The sequence below is a fragment of the Methylobacterium sp. BI1 genome (assembly GCF_056680125.1).
This window is the reverse complement of sequence record NZ_CM155267.1, coordinates 3,047,243-3,065,084: the sequence shown is the minus strand read 5'-3', so window position 1 is coordinate 3,065,084 and position 17,842 is coordinate 3,047,243. Positions and strand designations below refer to the sequence as shown.

The following is a 17,842-nucleotide window of genomic DNA, read 5'->3' as shown; positions in this document are numbered from 1 at the left end:
GCGTCAGGCCGACGCAGCCTCCAGCGGGAACGGCGTCCGCTCCCAGTAGGGCTCGAGCTTCGTGCCGCGGACGTTGTCCGCCTCCCAGCCGTGCAGGATGGTCGCGAGGGCGGCCCGGTCGCCGGCCAGGAGCGGTTCGGCCACGCTCAGGACCATCCGGCGGCGTCCCTGGATCCAGGGGAGATTGGGATACCGGTTTTCGCGAAGCTCCGGTTCCAGGGTTTCGTAGAGCGCCCGCGCCGCATCCAGGTCGCCGAGAGCAATGTGGAAGATCAGGCGCATTTCCGGCCATTGCGGCACCTTGATATCGGTGCCGTCGGAGTAGACCGTCCAGAATGCCGGCAGCGAATCGATCGCGCGAAGCCGGGGCAGTGCGACCGTCGCGATGACCGAGAGCAGATCCTCGATCATCGTCGGGTCCGACCAAATCCATTCCACCACGCGGGACGAGGCAGGACGATGCAGGTAGCCGGAATGGCCGATGCTCGTCATCAGATCGGAACCCGGTATGAAGGTCTCCAACATCGTCCATCGCGGCGTACAGAAGTCCTTGTGCGAACTTCGGTCGATCAGGACGCGCAACGCCACGTGGCGAACCGGAAGAAGCCAGAGATAGTGGGACCCGATCTGTTTCAGATCGTTGTACTGCGCTGCCAGGGGCCCGAAGACCTGCTTGATCTGCTTGGCGTTCGTCATCGGGAAGGCCTTATTTCATTCACGATAATGCGCTGCGTGCCAGGGAAATTGACGGCCACCATCCGTGCGATCTGGGTGGCACGCAGCGCTGCGAGGCCGCTCTTGCCGGTCTTGAAATCATGGATGCAGACCGTCAATGGGTCACTTTTTTCAAGGGCGTCAAGCCGAATCGAGAACTGAGTTCCGTAGGGTACCTCACTTGGTTTCTCTGGAATAGCCAAGTCTATTTTAGCAGGAATAAATGAAATTTCTTGAACGAGATTGGGATCGTTAAGTGCACGAATTTTTGCCGCAGCGACGGCGTGAACTTTGTTGCCAAAATCCTGCGCGTCCATGAAATTCCCGGTGGCGCGCACCTGAGTGACGGAGTCATCGAGGATCCCCTGAACCTCGCCACGACGCGGACAGGCAGCGTCCAGTTCGGCTTGATCGACCCGACCGACCCACATCGCCGGATGGTTCGCATCTGCCCCGGGCTCATACGCGCTGGCCGGCGCCTCGAAGATCGCAGTTCCGTCGCGGCTCTTCCGGAGAGACAGAACCGAGAGCAAGGCCAATGCGGCCTCGACGGTCGCCTTGATCCGTGAGCCGGAAAAGTCCGGGGCTCTCACACCCTGAACGAAGGCCTCCGGCTCCACCTGACCGTTGACCAAGGTGGCGCGCGACAGGATCTCACCCGTCTCGCCGTCGCGGATGGTCTGGGTCCGCCCCTCCATCTCGAAGAGGGTTCGGGTCCCGTCCGGCGCGACGACACCGTGCTGCTCGTCCCAGGTCTCGGAGGGCCGGCTGCGAATCCGCAGCGAGAGCACCCGCGAGCCGTCATCGGCGACGACCTCCTGCCCGCCGTCTCCAGAGGTCCATTGCCCGGCCCCGGTCTCGCCGGCGGGCGTCCGGGGCTGATCGGGATCGTACTTCCGGAAGAGGAGCTGTTCGCGAGAGAGGAGATGCCCGACGCGGAGCAGGCCGAGTTCGACCCTCAGGGCCGCGAGGTCATAGGGGAGTTTCGCGCGTTCCGCGCTCTCACGACCTGACAGCGACATGGGCGGTGCTCCGAAGAGATCGAGCGACCGGCCCATCTCTCTCACGGAACCATCAAAATATCAATAAAAACCTATCTTAGTTCTATATTCCAGTCCGTGTTCGGTCAGTCGGTGCTCACTCCGAGCTCCCGCTTCGTCCGCTCGCCGGCGAAATTCCGCACCGCCACGGCGACCGCCTCCGCCAGTGCGGCCTCGGAGGTCGGGTCGCGCAGGACGAGGCTGGTGATGGCGTCGGGGTGGTTCCGGCGCTGCTTCGGCGTGCGGGCGTGGTTCGAGACCCGCAGGGCGAAGGCGCAGGCCTCGGGCTTGAGGTAGACGCTGTCGCCCCGGGTGTTGCGGGCCACCACCGCGAAGCCCTGCGCCGTGAGGATCGCCACGGCGCGGACCAGTGCCTCGGCCGGACGGAGGAGGTGGCTCATGCGCGCCTCAGGGGTCGGGGCCTTCCCCGCGCGGGGAAGGCCGGTCTCGTCGCCTCAGGCGCCCTTCTCGGGCAGGTTGAGGCGGATGTGGAGCTCGCGCAGCTGCTTCGGCGTGGCCTCGGCGGGGGCGCCCATCATCAGGTCCTCGGCGCGCTGGTTCATGGGGAACAGCACGACCTCGCGCAGGTTCTGCTCGCCGCAGAGCAGCATGACGATGCGGTCGATGCCCGGCGCGATGCCGCCGTGCGGTGGGGCGCCGAGCTTCAGGGCGTTGAGCATGCCGCCGAACTTCTCCTCCAGCACCTCGACGCCGTAGCCGGCGATGCCGAAGGCCTTCTCCATCACGTCGGGGCGATGGTTGCGGATCGCGCCCGAGGACAGCTCGGTGCCGTTGCAGACGATGTCGTACTGGAACGCCTTGATGTTCAGGATGGTCTCGGCATCCGCCGGGTCGAGGGCGAGGAACGCCTCCCGGTCGAAGTTCGGCATCGAGAACGGGTTGTGCGAGAAGTCGATCCGCTTCTCGTCCTCGTTCCACTCGTACATCGGGAAGTCGGTGATCCAGCAGAACGCGTACTGGTCCTTGTCGGACAGGCCGAGCTCGTCGCCGATGCGGATGCGGGCCTTGCCGGCGAGCGCCGCCGCCTTGGCCTCGGTGCCGGCCGAGAAGAACACCGCGTCGCCGGCCTTGGTGCCGGTCTTCTCGGCGATCAGGGCCTGGACCTCGGCCGGGATGAACTTGGCGATCGGACCCTTGCCGGTCAGCGTGCCGTTGTCGTCCTCGAAGATGATGTAGCCGAGGCCCGGTGCGCCCTCGGCGCGGGCGAAGTCGTTGAGCTTGTCGAAGAACGAGCGCGGCTGGGTCGCCGCCCCCGTGGCGGGGATGGCCCGGACCACGCCGCCGGACGCGATCACGCCCTTGAAGGCCTTGAAGGCGACGTCCTCGCGGGCGAACGCCGCCGTCACGTCGGCGATGATCAGCGGGTTGCGCAGGTCCGGCTTGTCGACGCCGTATTTCAGCATCGCCTCGGCGTAGGGGATGCGCGGGAAGGTGCCGGTGACGCGCTTGCCCTCGGCGAATTCCTCGAAGACCGAGCGCAGCACCGGCTCCACCGCCTGGAACACGTCCTCCTGCGTGACGAAGCTCATCTCGATGTCGAGCTGGTAGAACTCGCCCGGAGAGCGGTCGGCGCGGGCATCCTCGTCGCGGAAGCAGGGTGCGATCTGGAAGTAGCGGTCGAAGCCCGCGATCATCGTCAGCTGCTTGAACTGCTGCGGGGCCTGCGGCAGCGCGTAGAACTTGCCCGGGTGGACGCGGGACGGGACGAGGTAGTCGCGCGCGCCCTCCGGCGAGGAGGCGGTGAGGATCGGCGTCTGGAACTCGAAGAAGCCGCCGTCCCGCATGCGCCGGCGCAGGCTGTCGATGATCGCGCCGCGCTTCATGATGTTGGCGTGCAGCTTCTCGCGCCGGAGATCCAGGAAGCGGTACTTGAGCCGCGTCTCCTCCGGGTAGTCGAGGTCGCCGAAGACTGGCATCGGCAGCTCGCCCGCGGGGCCGAGCACCTCGAGGTCGTCGATGTAGACCTCCAGGGTGCCGGTGGGCAGGTCGGGGTTCTCGGTGCCGGCCGGGCGGGTGCGGACCCGGCCGTCGATGCGGATGACCCATTCGGAGCGCGCCGCGTTGGCGGCCTGGAAGGCCTTCGAATCCGAATCCACCACGCACTGGGTCAGGCCGTAATGGTCGCGCAGGTCGATGAACAGCACGCCGCCATGGTCGCGGATGCGGTGGCACCAGCCGGAGAGGCGGACGCTCTGGCCGACATCGGACGGCCGGAGCGCCCCGCAGGTATGGGTCCGGTAACGGTGCATGGCGGGCTGCTGCATAACGGGCTGACGGATCACGGGCTTTGGGGATTGAGCGGCGCACCATTCACGCGGGGGAGGTGAAGTCAAGGCGACGGGGCTGCCGGGGCGAGGCACGAAGCCCGCCGGAACACGTCCGAAACGACCCCGAAACCCTTCCGGAATCGCCCGGAGATTCCCATATCAATCCCATGAATTCCAACGCTTTTTTCGACATCCTGCGGCAGGCCGCGGCGGAGGCGTCCGAGCCCACCGGCGCGCCCGCGCCCGCGACGGGCGCGCGGCAGGCAAGCGCGCGGCAGACGGGCGAGCAGCGAGAGGGTGAGCGGCAGGAGGGCCAGTGGCGCGTCCTGCCCCTCGAGGGCACCTTCGAGATCGTCTACGAGGATTCGCGCGGGGCCTGGAGCACCCGGCGGGTCGAGGCGCGGGCGCTGAAGCTCGGGCCGGGCCGGACGCTGCTGGGCGGCCTCGACCGGGGGCGGGGCGGCTACCGGGGCTTTCGCGCAGACCGCATCCACCGGCTCATCGACCCGGCCAGCGCCACGCGGATCGAGGCCGGCATCCTCGACTGGCTGCTGGCCCGGGCCGAGGCGCAGCGCCGGGAGCGCAAGGCCCAGCTCCGGGCCCTGGCGTCGCGGCGGCGCGGGGCGCGGCGGCCCCACGCGCCGCGCGACGTCGCCGCCTGACCCGCGTCCGGCGGACAGTGTTCGGGGCCGTGAATTCTGGTGACCGGGTCCGGCGTCCCTCGCCTGGGGCGAGAACCTTCGGTATAGCCGAGTCATGGATCTGATCGCCACCACTGCGGCCCTGGCCGAGGCCTGCACCCGCCTGTCCGCCCATCCCTTCGTGACCGTCGACACGGAGTTCATGCGCGAGACGACCTACTATCCCAAGCTCTGCCTCATCCAGATGGCGGCGCCCGACGGGACGGGCGTGCTCGTCGATCCCCTCTCCCCCGACCTCGACCTGGGGCCGTTCTTCGCCCTGATGGCCGACGAGGGCGTGGTGAAGGTGTTCCATTCCGCCCGCCAGGACCTGGAGATCATCTGGCTTCTCGGGGGCCTGTTGCCGCAGCCGTTCTTCGACACCCAGGTCGCCGCCATGGTCTGCGGCTACGGCGACTCGGTCTCCTACGAGCAGCTCGTCAACGACGTGGCCAAGGCCAAGATCGACAAGTCCTCGCGCTTCACCGACTGGTCGCGCCGGCCGCTCTCGGACGCCCAGCTCAGCTACGCCCTCTCGGACGTGACCCACCTCGTGAAGGTCTACGAGGTGCTGGCCGGCAAGCTCCTCTCCACCGATCGCGGCGAGTGGCTCGACGAGGAGATGAGCGTGCTCACCTCGCCGGAGACCTACCGCGCCGATCCGGCCTCCGCCTGGCGCCGCCTGTCGGGGCGGATGCGCAAGCCCCGCGAGATCGCGGTGCTGATGGAGGTCGCCGCCTGGCGCGAGCGCGAGGCCCAGAGCCGCAACGTGCCGCGCGGGCGCATCCTCAAGGACGAGGCGGTGATCGACGTGGCGACCTCCGCCCCGCGCAGCGTCGAGGCCCTGGGCCGCCTGCGCTCGATCCCCGCCGGCTTCGAGCGCTCGCGCACCGGCACCGACATCCTGGCGGCGGTGGAGCGGGGCTTCGCCCGCGACCTCTCGGACATCGCCCTGCCCGAGCGCACCCGCAGCCGCGGTGGCAACGGGGCGCTGGTCGAGCTGCTCAAGGTCCTGCTGAAGGCCGTGTGCGAGACCGAGGGCGTCGCCCCGAAGATCATCGCCACGGTGGACGACCTCGAGGCCATCGCCGAGGACGACGCGGCCGACGTGCCCGTGCTGCATGGCTGGCGCCGGACCCTGTTCGGCGAGAAGGCCCTGGCCCTCAAGAGCGGCCGCCTCGCCCTCTCGGCCGAGCGCGGCCGGGTGGTGGTGCGCGACCTGGTGTGAGCGTCTCCGGTGTGAGCCTTTCCGGCGCGCCCCGCCGCGGCGGAGCCCCGGTCGGGGGACCGCCGTGGAGCTGAAATGGCTGGAGGATTTCCTCAGCCTCGCCCAGACCCGCAGCTTCTCGCGCTCCGCGGAGGCCCGCCACGTCACCCAGTCGGCCTTCAGCCGGCGCATCCGGGCCCTGGAGCTCTGGCTCGGGGTGGCCCTGGTCGACCGCAGCACCTACCCCACCACCCTGACCCCGGAGGGCCGTCGCTTCCGCGACACCGCCGAGGAGAGCGTGCGGGTACTCCTCGGCGTCCGGGCGGACCTGCGCGCCGGCCTCGACTCCGCCGAGCCCCTGGTGCGGATCGCCGCCCTGCACACCCTGGCCCTGACGTTCTTCCCCGCCTGGTTCCGCACCCTCGCGGCGCGCACCGGACCGGTGGCGACGCGGCTGCTGCCGGACGATTTCCACGATTGCCTCCAGGCCCTGGTGGAGGGCGGCGCGGATTTCCTGCTCACCTTCCACCATCCGGGCGTGCCGATCCCCCTCGACCCGGCGCTCTACCCCCACCGGGTGGTCGGCGCCGACGCGCTGGTCCCGGTGCGCAGCCCGGACCTCGCCGCCGCACCGGAGGGCCGGCCGCTGCCGCGCCTCGACTACGGACGGGATTCGTTCCTCGGCCGCGTCAGCGCGCTGGCACAGGCCGAGCTCGGCCTGCCGCCCGGGCCGGTGGTCCATGCCAACCCGATGGCCGAGGCCCTGAAATGCATGGCCCTCGAGGGACACGGCCTTGCCTTCGTGCCGCGCAGCCTCGTCGCCCGGGAACTCGCCGAGGGCCGCCTCCTCGCCGCCGGGCCCGCGGTGCCCCTGGAGATCCGGCTCTACCGCAACGGCGCCCCGGCCCACGGCCCCCGGGCCCGAGCCGCCGTGGCGGCGATCTGGGCCGCATCCGAGGCAGGGGCGACCGACCCCGTATGATCCCTGGAGCGGGTTAGACCGAACCCGCATGATTCCTGGGGCGGGTTAGACCGAACCCGCATGGGCCGTTCCGACACGGCATTGGCCCCCGCGCCGGTCTTCGCCCATCCCCTCGCTGGGACGCGCGACGGGGATCAGGGCGATGGCGGAGAGCGAGCGGCAGGGCGCACCATTGTTGGGCGTCCTCGGCGGCATGGGGCCGATGGCGACGGTGGATTTCCTGAGGAAGCTCGTGGAGGCGACGCCGGCCGCCCGCGACCAGGACCATCTTGCCGTGATGGTGGCCCAGGCCGCCGACATTCCCGACCGGACCCGGGCGATCCTGGGGCAGGGGCCCGACCCGCTGCCGGCGATGACCCTGGCCCTGCGCCGCCTCGAGGCGGCCGGCGCCACCCGCCTGGCGATCCCCTGCAACACCGCCCATCACTGGCACGGCGCCCTCCAGGCGCTGACCCCCGTTCCGATCCTGCACATCGTCGATGCGGTGACGGCGGCGCTCGCCCGCCGGGGCCTCGCGGGCGGGCCGGTGGGGCTGCTCGCCACCGACGGCACCCTCCGGTCCGGGCTCTATCCCCGGCATCTCGGCCGCCACGGCTTCACCTGCCGGGTGCCCGCGGACCAGGCCGCGGTGATGCGGGCGGTCCGACTCGTCAAGGCGGGGCAGGGGGCGCAGGCCCGCCCCCTGCTAAAAGCCGCGGCCGCGGCGCTGGTGGCGGAGGGGTGCCGTCAGGTGGTGATGGCCTGCACCGAGATCCCCCTCGCCCTGGCGGATCCGGCCGGGCCGCAGAGCGCGGTCCTGCTCGACGCCACCGACGCCCTGGCGCAGGCCTGCGTGGCGGCGGCCGCGCCGGCCCGCCGGGCGGCGTGATCGTCCGGCCCGTCCATTCGCCGTGGCCTCAATTGGCCTTGGCGTTGACCTCGAGGCGGTCGAACAGGGCGGCCGGGGTCGGGGCGGCGCTGAATTCCAGCATGCCGATGCCGGCGGCGTTCTTCGGCCGCAGGCTCACCGAGAGGGTGCCGGGCTTGGTCACGAACTGGCCCATGGCGGCGCCGATCGCCTTGGCGCCCACCGAGTTGCCGAGGATCGCGGGCACGCCGAACACGCTCGCGGTGACGTATTCCTGCTTCAGCTCCTCGGGCTTCAGGCTGAGCACCTTGGACTGCGCGGCGATGAAGCGGTCGAACAGGCCGGAATTCTCGATGGTGAGGTCGAGGGCCTTGGCGGTGGCCGACAGCATGGCGAAGCTCGACACCGCCACGTCCGGGTTGAAGACCTCCGGGCCGATGCCGCCGATCATGCCGTTGATGCGCAGGCTGCCCATGTCCTTGCCGGAGACCGAGACCTCGCCGAGCTTGAGCTCGCGGGCGGCCTCGTCCCAGGAGGTGTCGGCCACCAGGGCGAGGTCGAGGTCGCTGTAGCCGTAGAGGCCGAGGGAGCCGAGGCCCGGCACGCCCGCCACCGCCGAGGCCGGCAGGGTGAGGCCCGACAGGCTGAGGCGCCCGGCCGTCGGCACCCCGTCGCGCGGGGGGGCGAAGTTCATCGAGCCGTCGCGGAGGCCGACATGGGTCGGCCCGGGTACCGCCGTGTTGGCGGGATCGCGGGGCGCCTTCGCCTCGGGCGGCAGGTCGAGGCTGAGATCCTTCAGGGCCAGGGTGCCGAGGGCCGGCGTCAGCAGGCGCAGCTCGGCATCCGAGGGCGGCGTGGTCAGGGTGGCGAGCTTGCGCAGGGCCGCGACCGTCGGGCCGAGGGAGAAGCCGTCGAGGGAGAGCCGGGCGAGGCGGGCCTTGGCTCCGTCGACGCCCGCGAAGCGGATGTCCTCCAGGAGGACGCCGGACCCGGTCATCCCGAGGCGGGCGATGCCGAGGCTGAAGGCGTCCCGAGGCTTGGCCTCCTGCACGCTGAGGCCGGTGGCCTCCAGGGAGCCCACCGAGACCGCCTCGGCGAGGTCGGCCCCGAGGCTCATCAGCCGCGCACGCTCGGGCGGGGCCAGGCGCTCGTAGTCGACGGCCGTGAAGGCCTGGAGCGCCCCCGTCCAGGTCGCCGGGATCTGGCGCCCGCTGAGGTCGCGCCCCTCGATCCGGGTGATCTTCACGGCGGTGCCGCGGGCATCCACGTAGGCGATGTCGTCGACCGCGAAGGTGGCGTAGATCCGCTGCAGGGCGCTCTTGCCGTCGCCCGGCTCGCCGTAGAGGCGGGCGAGGACGGTCAGGTCGAGGTCGGTCGCCCGCATCCGGCCATAGGTGCCGGTGCCCTTCTGGGGGCCGCCCTCCAGCAGGATCGAGGCCCCGGCGGCGGTGAGCTCGGCGGCGCGCCCGGCCCGGACGTCGCGGGCCACCACGTCGCGGTAGGTGACCACCGGCGTCGCCCCGGCGCTGCCGGTGCGCTCCACCCGCAATTCGGGCATGGCCAGGCTCGCGGCGTCGAGGCGCACGAGGCGGGCGGCCCAGGATTCGCCCGGGCCGGGCTTGAGCAGGGCGGTGAGCTCGTCCTTCGAGAGGCGGGTGCCGCTGGCGGTGAGGCGCGGGGCCTTCAGCACCGTGTCGCCGAAGGTCAGGGTGACGTCCTGCAGGGTGACGTCCTGGACCGCCGAGGCGGCCTCCTGGGCCTGCGCCGCACCGGGCTGCACGGCAGTCCCTGCGCCGAGGAGGACGAGGACGCAGGCCGAGGCACCGGTCGCCCACGCGCGGAGGGGGCGGCCTTTCGAGCAGGTCATGGGCTTATCCGGATCGCTGGCGAAGAGGCGCTTTCAGGGGAAAGGCCCGGAGGCGTCGGGGAGAAGGCCCATCCGTGCCGCAGTTTCACGCGGGAGGCAATCGCGGGGGCGGCCCCCGCGGGGGCCGCGCCGCATTCACAGCGAGAACGAGGTTCCGCAGCCACAGGAGGCGGTGGCCTGGGGGTTCTCGATCTTGAAGGATTGCCCGATCAGGTCGTTCACGAAATCGATGGTCGAGCCGCTCATGTATTCCAGCGACATCGGGTCGACCAGGACGGTGGCGCCGTCGCGCTCGATCGCGACGTCGTCGGCGGCCCGGGCCTGCGCGATGTCGAAGGCGTAGGAGAAGCCCGAGCAGCCGCCGCCGTTCACGCTGATCCGCAGGGAGGCGCCGGGCGGCTCGGCGCCCATGATCTCGTTGATGCGCTTGGCGGCGCGGGGCGTCAGGGTGATGTCGGCCATCGGGGTATTCTCGCGGGGTGCTCTCGAGATCCGCCGGCCGTCCCGGCCGATCTGGACCGTGGCGGCGTTGGAACAACTGCTAGAGAACACAAGATATGCCTGGGGGCCCGATGCTGCAACGCGTCAGGGACCGGGCCAGGGCGGGCAGACCGTCCTCGGTCGATCGAATGTGGGGCGGCGAGACGTGATGCAGGCGGACGAGACAGGCCCCGGCGCGGCCCGGCGGCGCGGCGAGCGCTGGCGGGCGCCCTATGCCACCGATCCGGCGGCCAGCCGCGGGCGCCTGATCCCGGAGGCGATCTCGCCCACGCGCAGCGACTTCCAGCGCGACCGCGACCGCATCATTCATTCCTCGGCCTTCCGGCGCCTGAAGCACAAGACCCAGGTCTTCGTCCATCACGAGGGCGACCATTACCGGACGCGCCTGACCCACACCCTCGAGGTGAGCCAGATCGCCCGGGCGCTGGCCCGGGCGCTCGGCCTCGACGAGGACCTCGCCGAGGCCCTGGCCCTCAGCCACGACCTCGGCCACACCTGCTTCGGGCACACGGGGGAGGACACCCTGGATGCCTGCATGGCGGCCCATGGCGGCTTCGACCACAACGCCCAGGCCCTGCGCATCGTCACCCGGCTGGAGCGGCGCTATGCCGGCTTCGACGGGCTCAACCTCGCCTGGGAGACCCTGGAGGGCCTCGTCAAGCACAACGGCCCGCTGCTGGAGCCGGACGGGCGCCCGACCCGGCGCTGGACCGGCCGCGGGATCCCGGCCGCGATCCTCGAATACAATGCCCTTAACGACCTGGAACTGGCCCGCTTCGCCGGGCCGGAGGCGCAGGCCGCGGCGCTCGCTGACGACATCGCCTATGACAGCCACGACCTCGACGACGGCCTGCGCGCCGGCCTGTTCGACCTCGGCGACCTCGCCGCGGTGCCGTTCCTGCGCGGCCTCCTCGACGAGATCGAGGGCCTGCACCCGAACCTGGAGCCCTCGCGAAAGATCCACGAGCTGGCGCGGCGCGTCATCACCCGCTTCGTGGAGGACGTCATCGCCGAGAGCACCCGGCGCCTCGCGTCCCTGAATCCCCGCACCGTGGCCGACATCCGGGCGGCGCGGGCCCCGGTCATCGCCTTCTCGGGGGCGATCGCGGAGGCGGATGCGGCGATCAAGACCTTCCTGTTCGCCCGGATGTACCGCCATCCCGGCGTGCTCGCGGTGCGCGCCAGGGCCAACACCATCGTGTCCGACCTGTTCGCGCGGTTCACGGCGGAGCCCGGGGCGATGCCGGAGGAATGGTCGGCGGGGCTGGCGGGGGCCGAGCCGGGACGCGTCGCCCGCCGGGTCGCCGACTACATCGCGGGCATGACCGACACCTACGCGGTGCTAGCCCACAAGGGCCTGTTCGCGACGACGCCGGACCTGCACTGGAGCCCGGGCGACCGCAGCCTGCCCCTCTCCGAGCCGTAGGGGCCGGGAGGGCGGCCAGGGCCTCCAGAGGGCTCTCAGCAGGGTGCCTTCAGAGCGTCAGCCCCTCGTGGAACAGGTCGGGGGAGATCGGCAGCATGAAGTGCACGCCGATGCCGCCCTCGAAGTGGCGCACCACCCGGCCGGGGGTGCGCCCGACCATCAGGCTCATGCCGATGGCGGGGGTGCTGGTCGTGCTCAGCGCCACGCCCGACATGGAGATGTCGATGATGCGGGCCGTCACCTCGCGCCCGCTCTCCAGGCGCAGGACGACGCCCGTGGCGAGGGGCGTCAGGCGCTCGTGCGTGCGGCCCTCGGGCAGGCCCAGGCTCTCGCGATTGGCGAGCCAGGTCAGCTGCGAGGCGATCTTGTCGCGCTTGCGCGGGGTGGCGCTGAGGCGGACGGCGAAGCCGCCGGGAATCAGGCGCGCGATGGTGCCCTCGATCCGGCCGACATGCTCGAGATACAGCACCACCCGCTCGCCGACCTCGCCCGGGACGGCGCAGTTCAGGCGGACGCCCCCCGGCGACATGTCGACGGTCTGGCACGGATATTCGCGCCGGTCCGCGAGCATGTAGCGCCCCAGCATCGAGACCTTGACGCGGTGGTGCCGGCGCAGGTCCGAGATCCGAACCTCACGGGGCAGCCTCGCGGGCGGACGGGCAGCGACCTCGATCATGGGGGCAGGGCGACTCGGTTCGAGGCTTCACTGCCCGTCAGGCTAACCGCCGCTGGTTACGAAAGGTTTGCCCGTCAGGCGCGGCCGCCGGGATGGACCAGGAGGTGGCCGCGGCGGAGGGGCGCACTGTCGTTGGCGGGCTCGGGCAGGTCCTGCAGGGTCGCCCGGGCATCACGGTAGGCCGGGGCGGTCTCGTGGCCGAGGATGCGCAGGGAGGTGGTGTGCATCCGCGTCAGGGGACGCAGGCCGAGCCAGTGGGGGACGCAGGTCGGGCTGAGGGCACCGAGGATGCGGGTCTGCGTCTCGCCGTGGTGGCGCAGGGGCAGCAGCAAGAGCTCGAGGTCGATGGTCTCGTCCCGCTCCGTCAGGCCCTGCAGCCCGGCCACGGCGCCCACGGTGTCGACGGCCACGGCCTCGACCAGCAGCCAGGGATCGGCGTCGGGCCGTCCCCAGAGGCCGGCGAAGTCCCGTCCCTTCAGCTCGCGCCCGAACAGGGCGCAGACATGGGTCCCGGCCAGGCGGACCGAGGCCGCCCCGCGCGGCATGTCGACCTCGAGGATTAGGCTGTCGGCGAGCAGGTTCCGGATCTCGCCGGGCTCGATCTCGCTGCGCTCCGGCGCGGCGCGGGTATTCCGCAACCGATCCCAGTAGGCGTGGAGCAGGCGGCTGGTCGGATGCTTCATGGGCGTCCTACTATGGCACGGTCCGGCGACGGACCTTCTCGAATCGGGCGGTTTCGGGACGGTTCTGGGCCAGTCCCGAAATCTGTGCCTGGCTCGGCGCAGAGCTTATGCCGGCCACCCTCGCGGCGCCCCCTTAACCCTTCATCAAGGTTAACGGGCCGGAGGGGTTGTCCACCGGCAAGTTTGCGCAGGCCTCGCGGCGCGGGCCGGGGACCGCCCGCGCCGCCGCGGTCCCGCACGGGCAGCGGCTTTTGTTCACGCCGGGCGGCTTTCCCGCGCCGCGGGGCTTGCGGCCCCGCCTGCGGCCCCGACATGGTGGCCGCATGGATGCCAGCCCCGACCTGCCGCCGCAGAACCGCGTTCCGATCTTCAACATGCCGGGCGTGGTCACCGCGTCGATCGGCGTGCTCGTGGGCCTCCACGCCCTGCGCGAATTCGTGCTGCCCGACACCTGGGACATCGCCGCCCTGATCGACCTGGCCCTGATTCCGGGGCGCTGGAGCGTGGCCGTCGATCCGGCCCGGGCGGAGGAGTTGCTGCGGGCCGCAGCGGCCCTGGCGGGCGATCCCGACACCGTCGAGGCCCGGCAGGCCTTCGCCCGCTACGTGGTGGCCGATCCGGCCGCGATGCCCTGGACCTTCGCCACCTACGCGCTGCTGCACGGCTCGTGGATGCACGTCATCTTCAACACCGTCTGGCTCGCCGCCTTCGGCTCGCCCGTGGCCCGCCGCTACGGCGCCTGGCGCTACGGCCTGATCGCCCTGGTGGGCGCCGTGGCGGGCGGCATCCTCCACGTCCTCCTCGACCCTCTCAGCACCGCGCCCCTGATCGGGGCCTCGGCCGGCGTCTCGGCCCTGATGGCGGCCGCGGCCCGCTTCGTGTTCCAGCCGCCGCCCGTCTCTGCCGGTGCGCCCCCCTGGCAGCGCCCGGCCGCGCCCCCGCTGCAGACCATCCCGGAGCTGATGCGCAACCGCACCGCGGTGGTGTTCCTGGTGATCTGGCTCGTGACCAACTTCCTGTTCGGCGTCATCGCCCTGCCGCTGGGCGCCGAGGCGACCTCGGTGGCCTGGGACGCCCACCTGGGCGGCTTCGTCGCGGGTTTCTTCCTGCTGCCGCTCCTCGACCGCGCCCGGCGCTGACGGTCGCGCCGCACCGGATAATGAATTATCTTGCGCTATTGGCGGATCAATCCTGCGGGATCTTGCCATATGCGGCCGCGCGCCACACAATCGCCATAGACCGAGCCGGGCACCCCGCCGCGACAGGCCAAGCCCGGCCGCCCCGTCCCCGGGGTGAATGTCAGGGAAAGGACACGTCTATGACCGTTGCTCGCATCCTCGCCGAGAAGGGCCGCTCCGTCGTCACGGTGGAGCCCCAGCGCACCCTCGACGAGGCCATCCACCTCCTGGCCGAGAAGCGCATCGGCGCCGTCGTCGTCAGCGATGCGGACGGGGCGGTGCGCGGCATCCTCTCCGAGCGCGACATCATGCGGGCCCTCGCCGCCAAGGGCGCCAACGCCCTCGACGCCCTGGTCTCCGAGCACATGACCGCCGAGGTCACCACCTGTACCCGCGCCTGCAGCATCGAGGAGGTCATGCACCTCATGACCGAGGGCCGCTTCCGCCACGTGCCCGTCATCGAGGACGGCCGACTGGCCGGCCTCATCTCCATCGGCGACGTGGTCAAGCGTCGGATCGAGGCCGTCGAGGCCGAGCACCGGGCCATGCGCGACTACATCACCATGGCGTAAAGGCGATCGGACCGGGTCCGGGCTTGGCTCAGGTCCGGGCGGCGGCGGCCACCACGAGGCCGCGGATCTGCGGCAGAGCGGCGCGCGCCGCCTCGCGGCCGAGGGCGATCCCCTCGGCCGCCCGGTGGAACTCGAACAGGCCCATCCCGGCCAGGCGGGGCACGATCGCGATGTCCGGCGGGTCGCCGGCCAGGCGCGCCCGCGAGATCCGGTCCTGCGTGATGTTGAAGGCGTCGAGCATCACCCGCGCCATGCCGGGGGTGGCGAGCCCGTTGGCGCGGTCGGGCATCCGCTCGGATTCGGCGCGGCCGGATTCGATGCGGCGGGGCCGGCGCAGGATCCAGCGCCGGGGCCGGCGGGGGGCGGGCAGCACCGCCTCGGCCGTGACCCGCGCGGGCGCCGCCTCCCGCACGCCGGGGCGCGGGTCGCCGTTGAGGTTGACGCAGATCACGAGGTCGGCCCCCAGGGCCCGGGCGATCGTCACCGGTACCGGGTTGACCAGGGTCCCGTCGAGGAGGAGCCGGCCGCCGCAGCGCACCGGCGGGAAGATGCCCGGCAGGGCGTAGGAGGCCCGCAGGGCCTCCACGAGGCTGCCCCGGGTGAGCCAGACCTCCTCGCCGCTGTCGAGGTCGGTGGCGACGCTGGCGAAGCGGATCGGCAGGCCCTCGATCCGGCGGTCGGCGAGGTCGTGCTCCAGGCGCCGCTTCAGGCGGTCGCCCGCGATCAGGCCGGAGCGGAGCCGCAGGTCGAGGAGCCCCATCACGCTGCGCCGGGTCAGCGACAGGGCGAAGGCCTTGAGCAGGCCGAGCTGGCCCGCCGCGTAGCAGCCGCCCACCACCGCGCCGATGGAGCAGCCCGCTACCACCGCCGGGTGGAGGCCGGCCTCCTCCAGCACCTCGATCACCCCGATCTGCGACCAGCCCCGGGCCGAGCCGCCGCCGAGGGCGAGGCCGATGCGGGGGCCGGGGGTGGGGGGCGCCGCCACGGGCTCGACGGCCCCGGCGGGGAAGCGCGCCTGGGCGGGGGCGGCGTGGCGGACCTCCGCCTGGGCGGGACGCACCGGGGACAGGCCGTCCCACATCAGCGACACCGGGTTGCGGGAGACGGGGGCCGGGGACGCGAAACGCGGCGGTCGCGACGGGGCCGGCCCCGTCCCGGGCGGGCGCGCCGCGGGCCGGGATCAGGCATCGGCGGGCCGCAGGGTCGCGTGGCCGGTCGCCGGATCGTGATCGACGCGACGATAGAAGCAGGCGCGTCGGCCGGTGTGGCAGCAGCCGCCGTCGCCGCCGACCGCGACGCGGATCAGCACGGCGTCCTGGTCGCAATCGACCCACATCTCGACCACGCGCTGGATCTGCCCGCTGGTGGCGCCCTTGTGCCAGAGCTCGCCCCGGGAGCGGGACCAGTACCAGGCCTCGCCGGTCTCCAGGGTGCGGGCCAGAGACTCGGCGTTCATGTGGGCGAGCATCAGTACCTGCCCGTCGGTGGCGTCGACAGCGATGCAGGAGACGAGGCCGTTCGCGTCGAAGCGGGGGGTGAAGGCGGCCCCCTCCTCGACCTCGGCCCGGCTGCCCGGCTCCGGGAAGGCGCGGGTCATGGGGAGACAGACGTCATCGCGGCCCGGCTCAGGACTTGTTGCGCACGAGGGTGAGGAAGCGGACCTGCTCGTTGGCGTCGTTGCGGAAGGCGCCGCGGAACTGGGTGGTGATGGTGGAGACGCCGGCCTTCTGGACCCCGCGCATGGCCATGCAGAGGTGCTCGGCCTCGACCATCACGGCGATGCCGCGGGGCTTCAGGATGCTCTCGATCACGTCGGCGATCTGGGCCGTCATGGTCTCCTGGGTCTGCAGGCGGCGGGCGAAGGTGTCGACCACGCGGGCGAGCTTCGACAGGCCGACCACGCCCTTGGTCGGGTAATAGGCGATGTGCGCCAGCCCCATGAAGGGCACCATGTGGTGCTCGCAATGGGAGTAGAACGGGATGTCGCGCACCAGCACGATGTCCGAGTAGCCCTCGACCTCCTCGAAGACCCGCTCCAGGAGCGCGTCGGCGTCCTGGCCGTAGCCGCCGAAGATCTGGCCGTAGGCCTTCACCACCCGGGCCGGGGTGTCGCGCAGGCCCTCGCGGTTCGGGTCGTCGCCGGCCCAGCGCAGGAGCGTGCGCACGGCGGCCTCGGCCTCCTCGCGGCTCGGCCGGCCGGTGGCGATGGCGTCGGGCACCCGCTGGGCGGAGCCGGGCAGGGGGGCGATCTCGGGAGCGATCTCGGGCGCGGAGGCAGGCGCCTCGGAGACGCGCGCGTTGTCGTTGCGCATGGCGCTGAGGGCGCCGTTCTGGCGGGTCGGTTCCATCCCGGATTCCTCCGTCTCGGTCAGGCGGTAGGAGAGGGACTTGAGCGCGGCATCCATGGCATCTTCCGCCCGGGCGATCCGGGTCGTCATCGGGTGGCTGTCAGGCTTTGCGTACATCGTCGAACCATGGGGCCGTCGGGGAAGGACGGCCGATGCCCGGACGGTGCCGTCTGCCGTGGCGCAACCCTGGTCGTGGGCGCGACCCGGGTCGACGAGCCGCCTCCTCGCGAAACGGTGCGTGGGGGCCTATATCGTCGTTATCGCGCCGTCGCGCAATGCAGCCCGAGCGTATCAGGTCTCCGGGATCGGAAGCCGGCTCCGCGCCGGGCGCTCCCGGCGGGACGGCACGTGAACCCGGTGGAACGGCCAGAGGAGCGGATTTTTCATGCTCGACGACATCTACAACCGTCGCATCCTCGAACTGGCCGCGGACATCCCGCGTCTGGGACGCCTGGCGGCCCCGGACGCCAGTGCCACCGCGCACTCGAAGCTCTGCGGCTCCACCGTCACGGTGGACCTCGCGGTCCGGGACGGCACGGTCACCGACTTCGCCCACGAGGTGAAGGCCTGCGCCCTCGGCCAGGCCTCGTCCTCGCTGATGGCCCGCCATGTGGTCGGCGCCAGCGCCGCGGAGCTGCGCGACGTCCGCGCCGCCATGCGGCGGATGCTGAAGGAGGGCGGCCCGGCGCCCGCGGGCGCCTGGGCGGACCTCGCCGTCCTGGAGCCGGTGCGCGACTTCAAGGCCCGGCACGCCTCGACCCTCCTGACCTTCGACGCGGTGGTGGAGGCCCTCGACCGGATCGAGGCCGGGGCGGTGGCGGCCGCGTAGGGTG

At 71.6% G+C, this 17,842-nt stretch carries 19 protein-coding genes; 8 read left to right on the top strand and 11 right to left on the bottom strand.

The window, feature by feature from the left end:
- Window positions 1-3: 3 nt before the first annotated feature.
- The 4 genes from AC1MGR_RS14415 to aspS all read right to left on the bottom strand — a co-directional run bounded on the left by AC1MGR_RS14415 (window position 4) and on the right by aspS (window position 4,024).
- Complete coding sequence (locus tag AC1MGR_RS14415; RefSeq protein ID WP_108036090.1) at window positions 4-696, bottom strand: hypothetical protein; 693 nt, start codon at window positions 694-696, stop codon at window positions 4-6.
- The gene (locus AC1MGR_RS14410) at window positions 693-1,736 is read right to left on the bottom strand and encodes a hypothetical protein (protein WP_480232041.1); all 1,044 of its coding nucleotides are present in this window, start codon (window positions 1,734-1,736) and stop codon (window positions 693-695) included. Before AC1MGR_RS14410 ends, AC1MGR_RS14415 begins: the two co-directional genes overlap by 4 nt.
- A gap of 104 nt (window positions 1,737-1,840) precedes the next feature.
- Window positions 1,841-2,155 (bottom strand): hypothetical protein, encoded by a 315-nt coding sequence (locus AC1MGR_RS14405; RefSeq protein ID WP_480232040.1) that lies wholly within the window; start codon window positions 2,153-2,155, stop codon window positions 1,841-1,843.
- A 54-nt stretch (window positions 2,156-2,209) separates the two neighbouring features.
- The gene (aspS, locus tag AC1MGR_RS14400; protein ID WP_480232039.1) at window positions 2,210-4,024 is read right to left on the bottom strand and encodes an aspartate--tRNA ligase; all 1,815 of its coding nucleotides are present in this window, start codon (window positions 4,022-4,024) and stop codon (window positions 2,210-2,212) included.
- Between the two features lie 185 nt (window positions 4,025-4,209).
- Between aspS and AC1MGR_RS14395 the strand changes: the two genes are divergently transcribed.
- The 4 genes from AC1MGR_RS14395 to cuyB all read left to right on the top strand — a co-directional run bounded on the left by AC1MGR_RS14395 (window position 4,210) and on the right by cuyB (window position 7,779).
- Window positions 4,210-4,704 carry a hypothetical protein gene (locus tag AC1MGR_RS14395; protein WP_480232038.1) on the top strand — a complete coding sequence of 165 codons (495 nt, stop codon included), beginning with the start codon at window positions 4,210-4,212 and terminating at the stop codon, window positions 4,702-4,704.
- A 94-nt stretch (window positions 4,705-4,798) separates the two neighbouring features.
- Entirely contained in the window at window positions 4,799-5,950 is a 1,152-nt protein-coding gene (gene rnd, locus AC1MGR_RS14390; protein WP_480232037.1) for a ribonuclease D, read from the top strand.
- 64 nt (window positions 5,951-6,014) lie between these two features.
- Window positions 6,015-6,911 carry a LysR family transcriptional regulator gene (locus AC1MGR_RS14385; RefSeq protein WP_108036098.1) on the top strand — a complete coding sequence of 299 codons (897 nt, stop codon included), beginning with the start codon at window positions 6,015-6,017 and terminating at the stop codon, window positions 6,909-6,911.
- 142 nt (window positions 6,912-7,053) lie between these two features.
- Complete coding sequence (cuyB, locus tag AC1MGR_RS14380) at window positions 7,054-7,779, top strand: cysteate racemase (RefSeq protein ID WP_480232036.1); 726 nt, start codon at window positions 7,054-7,056, stop codon at window positions 7,777-7,779.
- 28 nt (window positions 7,780-7,807) lie between these two features.
- Here the strand turns inward: cuyB and AC1MGR_RS14375 are convergent, their stop codons facing one another.
- Together AC1MGR_RS14375 and erpA are read right to left on the bottom strand one after the other, a co-directional pair.
- The gene (locus AC1MGR_RS14375) at window positions 7,808-9,625 is read right to left on the bottom strand and encodes a hypothetical protein (protein WP_480232035.1); all 1,818 of its coding nucleotides are present in this window, start codon (window positions 9,623-9,625) and stop codon (window positions 7,808-7,810) included.
- Between the two features lie 135 nt (window positions 9,626-9,760).
- On the bottom strand, window positions 9,761-10,087 hold the full coding sequence (gene erpA, locus AC1MGR_RS14370; protein WP_108036103.1) for an iron-sulfur cluster insertion protein ErpA: 327 nt from the start codon (window positions 10,085-10,087) through the stop codon (window positions 9,761-9,763).
- 187 nt (window positions 10,088-10,274) lie between these two features.
- Here erpA and AC1MGR_RS14365 point away from each other — a divergent pair, with 187 nt between their 5' ends.
- Window positions 10,275-11,552 carry a deoxyguanosinetriphosphate triphosphohydrolase gene (locus AC1MGR_RS14365; RefSeq protein ID WP_480232034.1) on the top strand — a complete coding sequence of 426 codons (1,278 nt, stop codon included), beginning with the start codon at window positions 10,275-10,277 and terminating at the stop codon, window positions 11,550-11,552.
- 49 nt (window positions 11,553-11,601) lie between these two features.
- Here AC1MGR_RS14365 and AC1MGR_RS14360 read toward each other — a convergent pair whose 3' ends face one another.
- Complete coding sequence (locus AC1MGR_RS14360) at window positions 11,602-12,228, bottom strand: PilZ domain-containing protein (protein ID WP_480232033.1); 627 nt, start codon at window positions 12,226-12,228, stop codon at window positions 11,602-11,604.
- Between the two features lie 74 nt (window positions 12,229-12,302).
- Window positions 12,303-12,911, bottom strand: coding sequence for a PAS domain-containing protein (locus tag AC1MGR_RS14355; protein ID WP_108036108.1), 609 nt, complete (start codon window positions 12,909-12,911; stop codon window positions 12,303-12,305).
- Window positions 12,912-13,234: 323 nt separating this feature from the next.
- Between AC1MGR_RS14355 and AC1MGR_RS14350 the strand changes: the two genes are divergently transcribed.
- Window positions 13,235-14,050, top strand: coding sequence for a rhomboid family intramembrane serine protease (locus tag AC1MGR_RS14350; protein WP_480232032.1), 816 nt, complete (start codon window positions 13,235-13,237; stop codon window positions 14,048-14,050).
- Between the two features lie 179 nt (window positions 14,051-14,229).
- Window positions 14,230-14,661: a CBS domain-containing protein gene (locus AC1MGR_RS14345; protein WP_108036110.1), complete on the top strand. Its 432-nt coding sequence runs from the start codon at window positions 14,230-14,232 to the stop codon at window positions 14,659-14,661.
- A gap of 28 nt (window positions 14,662-14,689) precedes the next feature.
- On the opposite strand, the gene AC1MGR_RS14340 is transcribed toward AC1MGR_RS14345, so the two are convergent.
- The 3 genes from AC1MGR_RS14340 to folE all read right to left on the bottom strand — a co-directional run bounded on the left by AC1MGR_RS14340 (window position 14,690) and on the right by folE (window position 17,066).
- Window positions 14,690-15,742, bottom strand: coding sequence for a patatin-like phospholipase family protein (locus tag AC1MGR_RS14340; RefSeq protein ID WP_480232031.1), 1,053 nt, complete (start codon window positions 15,740-15,742; stop codon window positions 14,690-14,692).
- 99 nt (window positions 15,743-15,841) lie between these two features.
- Window positions 15,842-16,258: a phosphoribosyl-AMP cyclohydrolase gene (gene hisI / locus AC1MGR_RS14335; protein WP_480232030.1), complete on the bottom strand. Its 417-nt coding sequence runs from the start codon at window positions 16,256-16,258 to the stop codon at window positions 15,842-15,844.
- Between the two features lie 28 nt (window positions 16,259-16,286).
- Window positions 16,287-17,066 (bottom strand): GTP cyclohydrolase I FolE, encoded by a 780-nt coding sequence (gene folE / locus AC1MGR_RS14330; RefSeq protein ID WP_480234801.1) that lies wholly within the window; start codon window positions 17,064-17,066, stop codon window positions 16,287-16,289.
- A gap of 328 nt (window positions 17,067-17,394) precedes the next feature.
- On the opposite strand from folE, the gene AC1MGR_RS14325 reads away from it, so the two are divergent.
- Window positions 17,395-17,838 (top strand): iron-sulfur cluster assembly scaffold protein, encoded by a 444-nt coding sequence (locus AC1MGR_RS14325; RefSeq protein WP_108036114.1) that lies wholly within the window; start codon window positions 17,395-17,397, stop codon window positions 17,836-17,838.
- Window positions 17,839-17,842 lie beyond the last annotated feature (4 nt).

Coding starts and splice junctions, on each gene's coding strand:
- AC1MGR_RS14415 (WP_108036090.1), bottom strand. CDS start 696: ATGACGAACGCCAAGCAGATCAAGCAGGTCTTCGGGCCCCTGGCAGCG.
- AC1MGR_RS14410 (WP_480232041.1), bottom strand. CDS start 1,736: ATGTCGCTGTCAGGTCGTGAGAGCGCGGAACGCGCGAAACTCCCCTAT.
- AC1MGR_RS14405 (WP_480232040.1), bottom strand. CDS start 2,155: ATGAGCCACCTCCTCCGTCCGGCCGAGGCACTGGTCCGCGCCGTGGCG.
- aspS (WP_480232039.1), bottom strand. CDS start 4,024: ATGCACCGTTACCGGACCCATACCTGCGGGGCGCTCCGGCCGTCCGAT.
- AC1MGR_RS14395 (WP_480232038.1), top strand. CDS start 4,210: ATGAATTCCAACGCTTTTTTCGACATCCTGCGGCAGGCCGCGGCGGAG.
- rnd (WP_480232037.1), top strand. CDS start 4,799: ATGGATCTGATCGCCACCACTGCGGCCCTGGCCGAGGCCTGCACCCGC.
- cuyB (WP_480232036.1), top strand. CDS start 7,054: ATGGCGGAGAGCGAGCGGCAGGGCGCACCATTGTTGGGCGTCCTCGGC.
- AC1MGR_RS14375 (WP_480232035.1), bottom strand. CDS start 9,625: ATGACCTGCTCGAAAGGCCGCCCCCTCCGCGCGTGGGCGACCGGTGCC.
- erpA (WP_108036103.1), bottom strand. CDS start 10,087: ATGGCCGACATCACCCTGACGCCCCGCGCCGCCAAGCGCATCAACGAG.
- AC1MGR_RS14365 (WP_480232034.1), top strand. CDS start 10,275: ATGCAGGCGGACGAGACAGGCCCCGGCGCGGCCCGGCGGCGCGGCGAG.
- AC1MGR_RS14360 (WP_480232033.1), bottom strand. CDS start 12,228: ATGATCGAGGTCGCTGCCCGTCCGCCCGCGAGGCTGCCCCGTGAGGTT.
- AC1MGR_RS14355 (WP_108036108.1), bottom strand. CDS start 12,911: ATGAAGCATCCGACCAGCCGCCTGCTCCACGCCTACTGGGATCGGTTG.
- AC1MGR_RS14350 (WP_480232032.1), top strand. CDS start 13,235: ATGGATGCCAGCCCCGACCTGCCGCCGCAGAACCGCGTTCCGATCTTC.
- AC1MGR_RS14345 (WP_108036110.1), top strand. CDS start 14,230: ATGACCGTTGCTCGCATCCTCGCCGAGAAGGGCCGCTCCGTCGTCACG.
- AC1MGR_RS14340 (WP_480232031.1), bottom strand. CDS start 15,742: ATGTGGGACGGCCTGTCCCCGGTGCGTCCCGCCCAGGCGGAGGTCCGC.
- hisI (WP_480232030.1), bottom strand. CDS start 16,258: ATGACCCGCGCCTTCCCGGAGCCGGGCAGCCGGGCCGAGGTCGAGGAG.
- folE (WP_480234801.1), bottom strand. CDS start 17,066: ATGGATGCCGCGCTCAAGTCCCTCTCCTACCGCCTGACCGAGACGGAG.
- AC1MGR_RS14325 (WP_108036114.1), top strand. CDS start 17,395: ATGCTCGACGACATCTACAACCGTCGCATCCTCGAACTGGCCGCGGAC.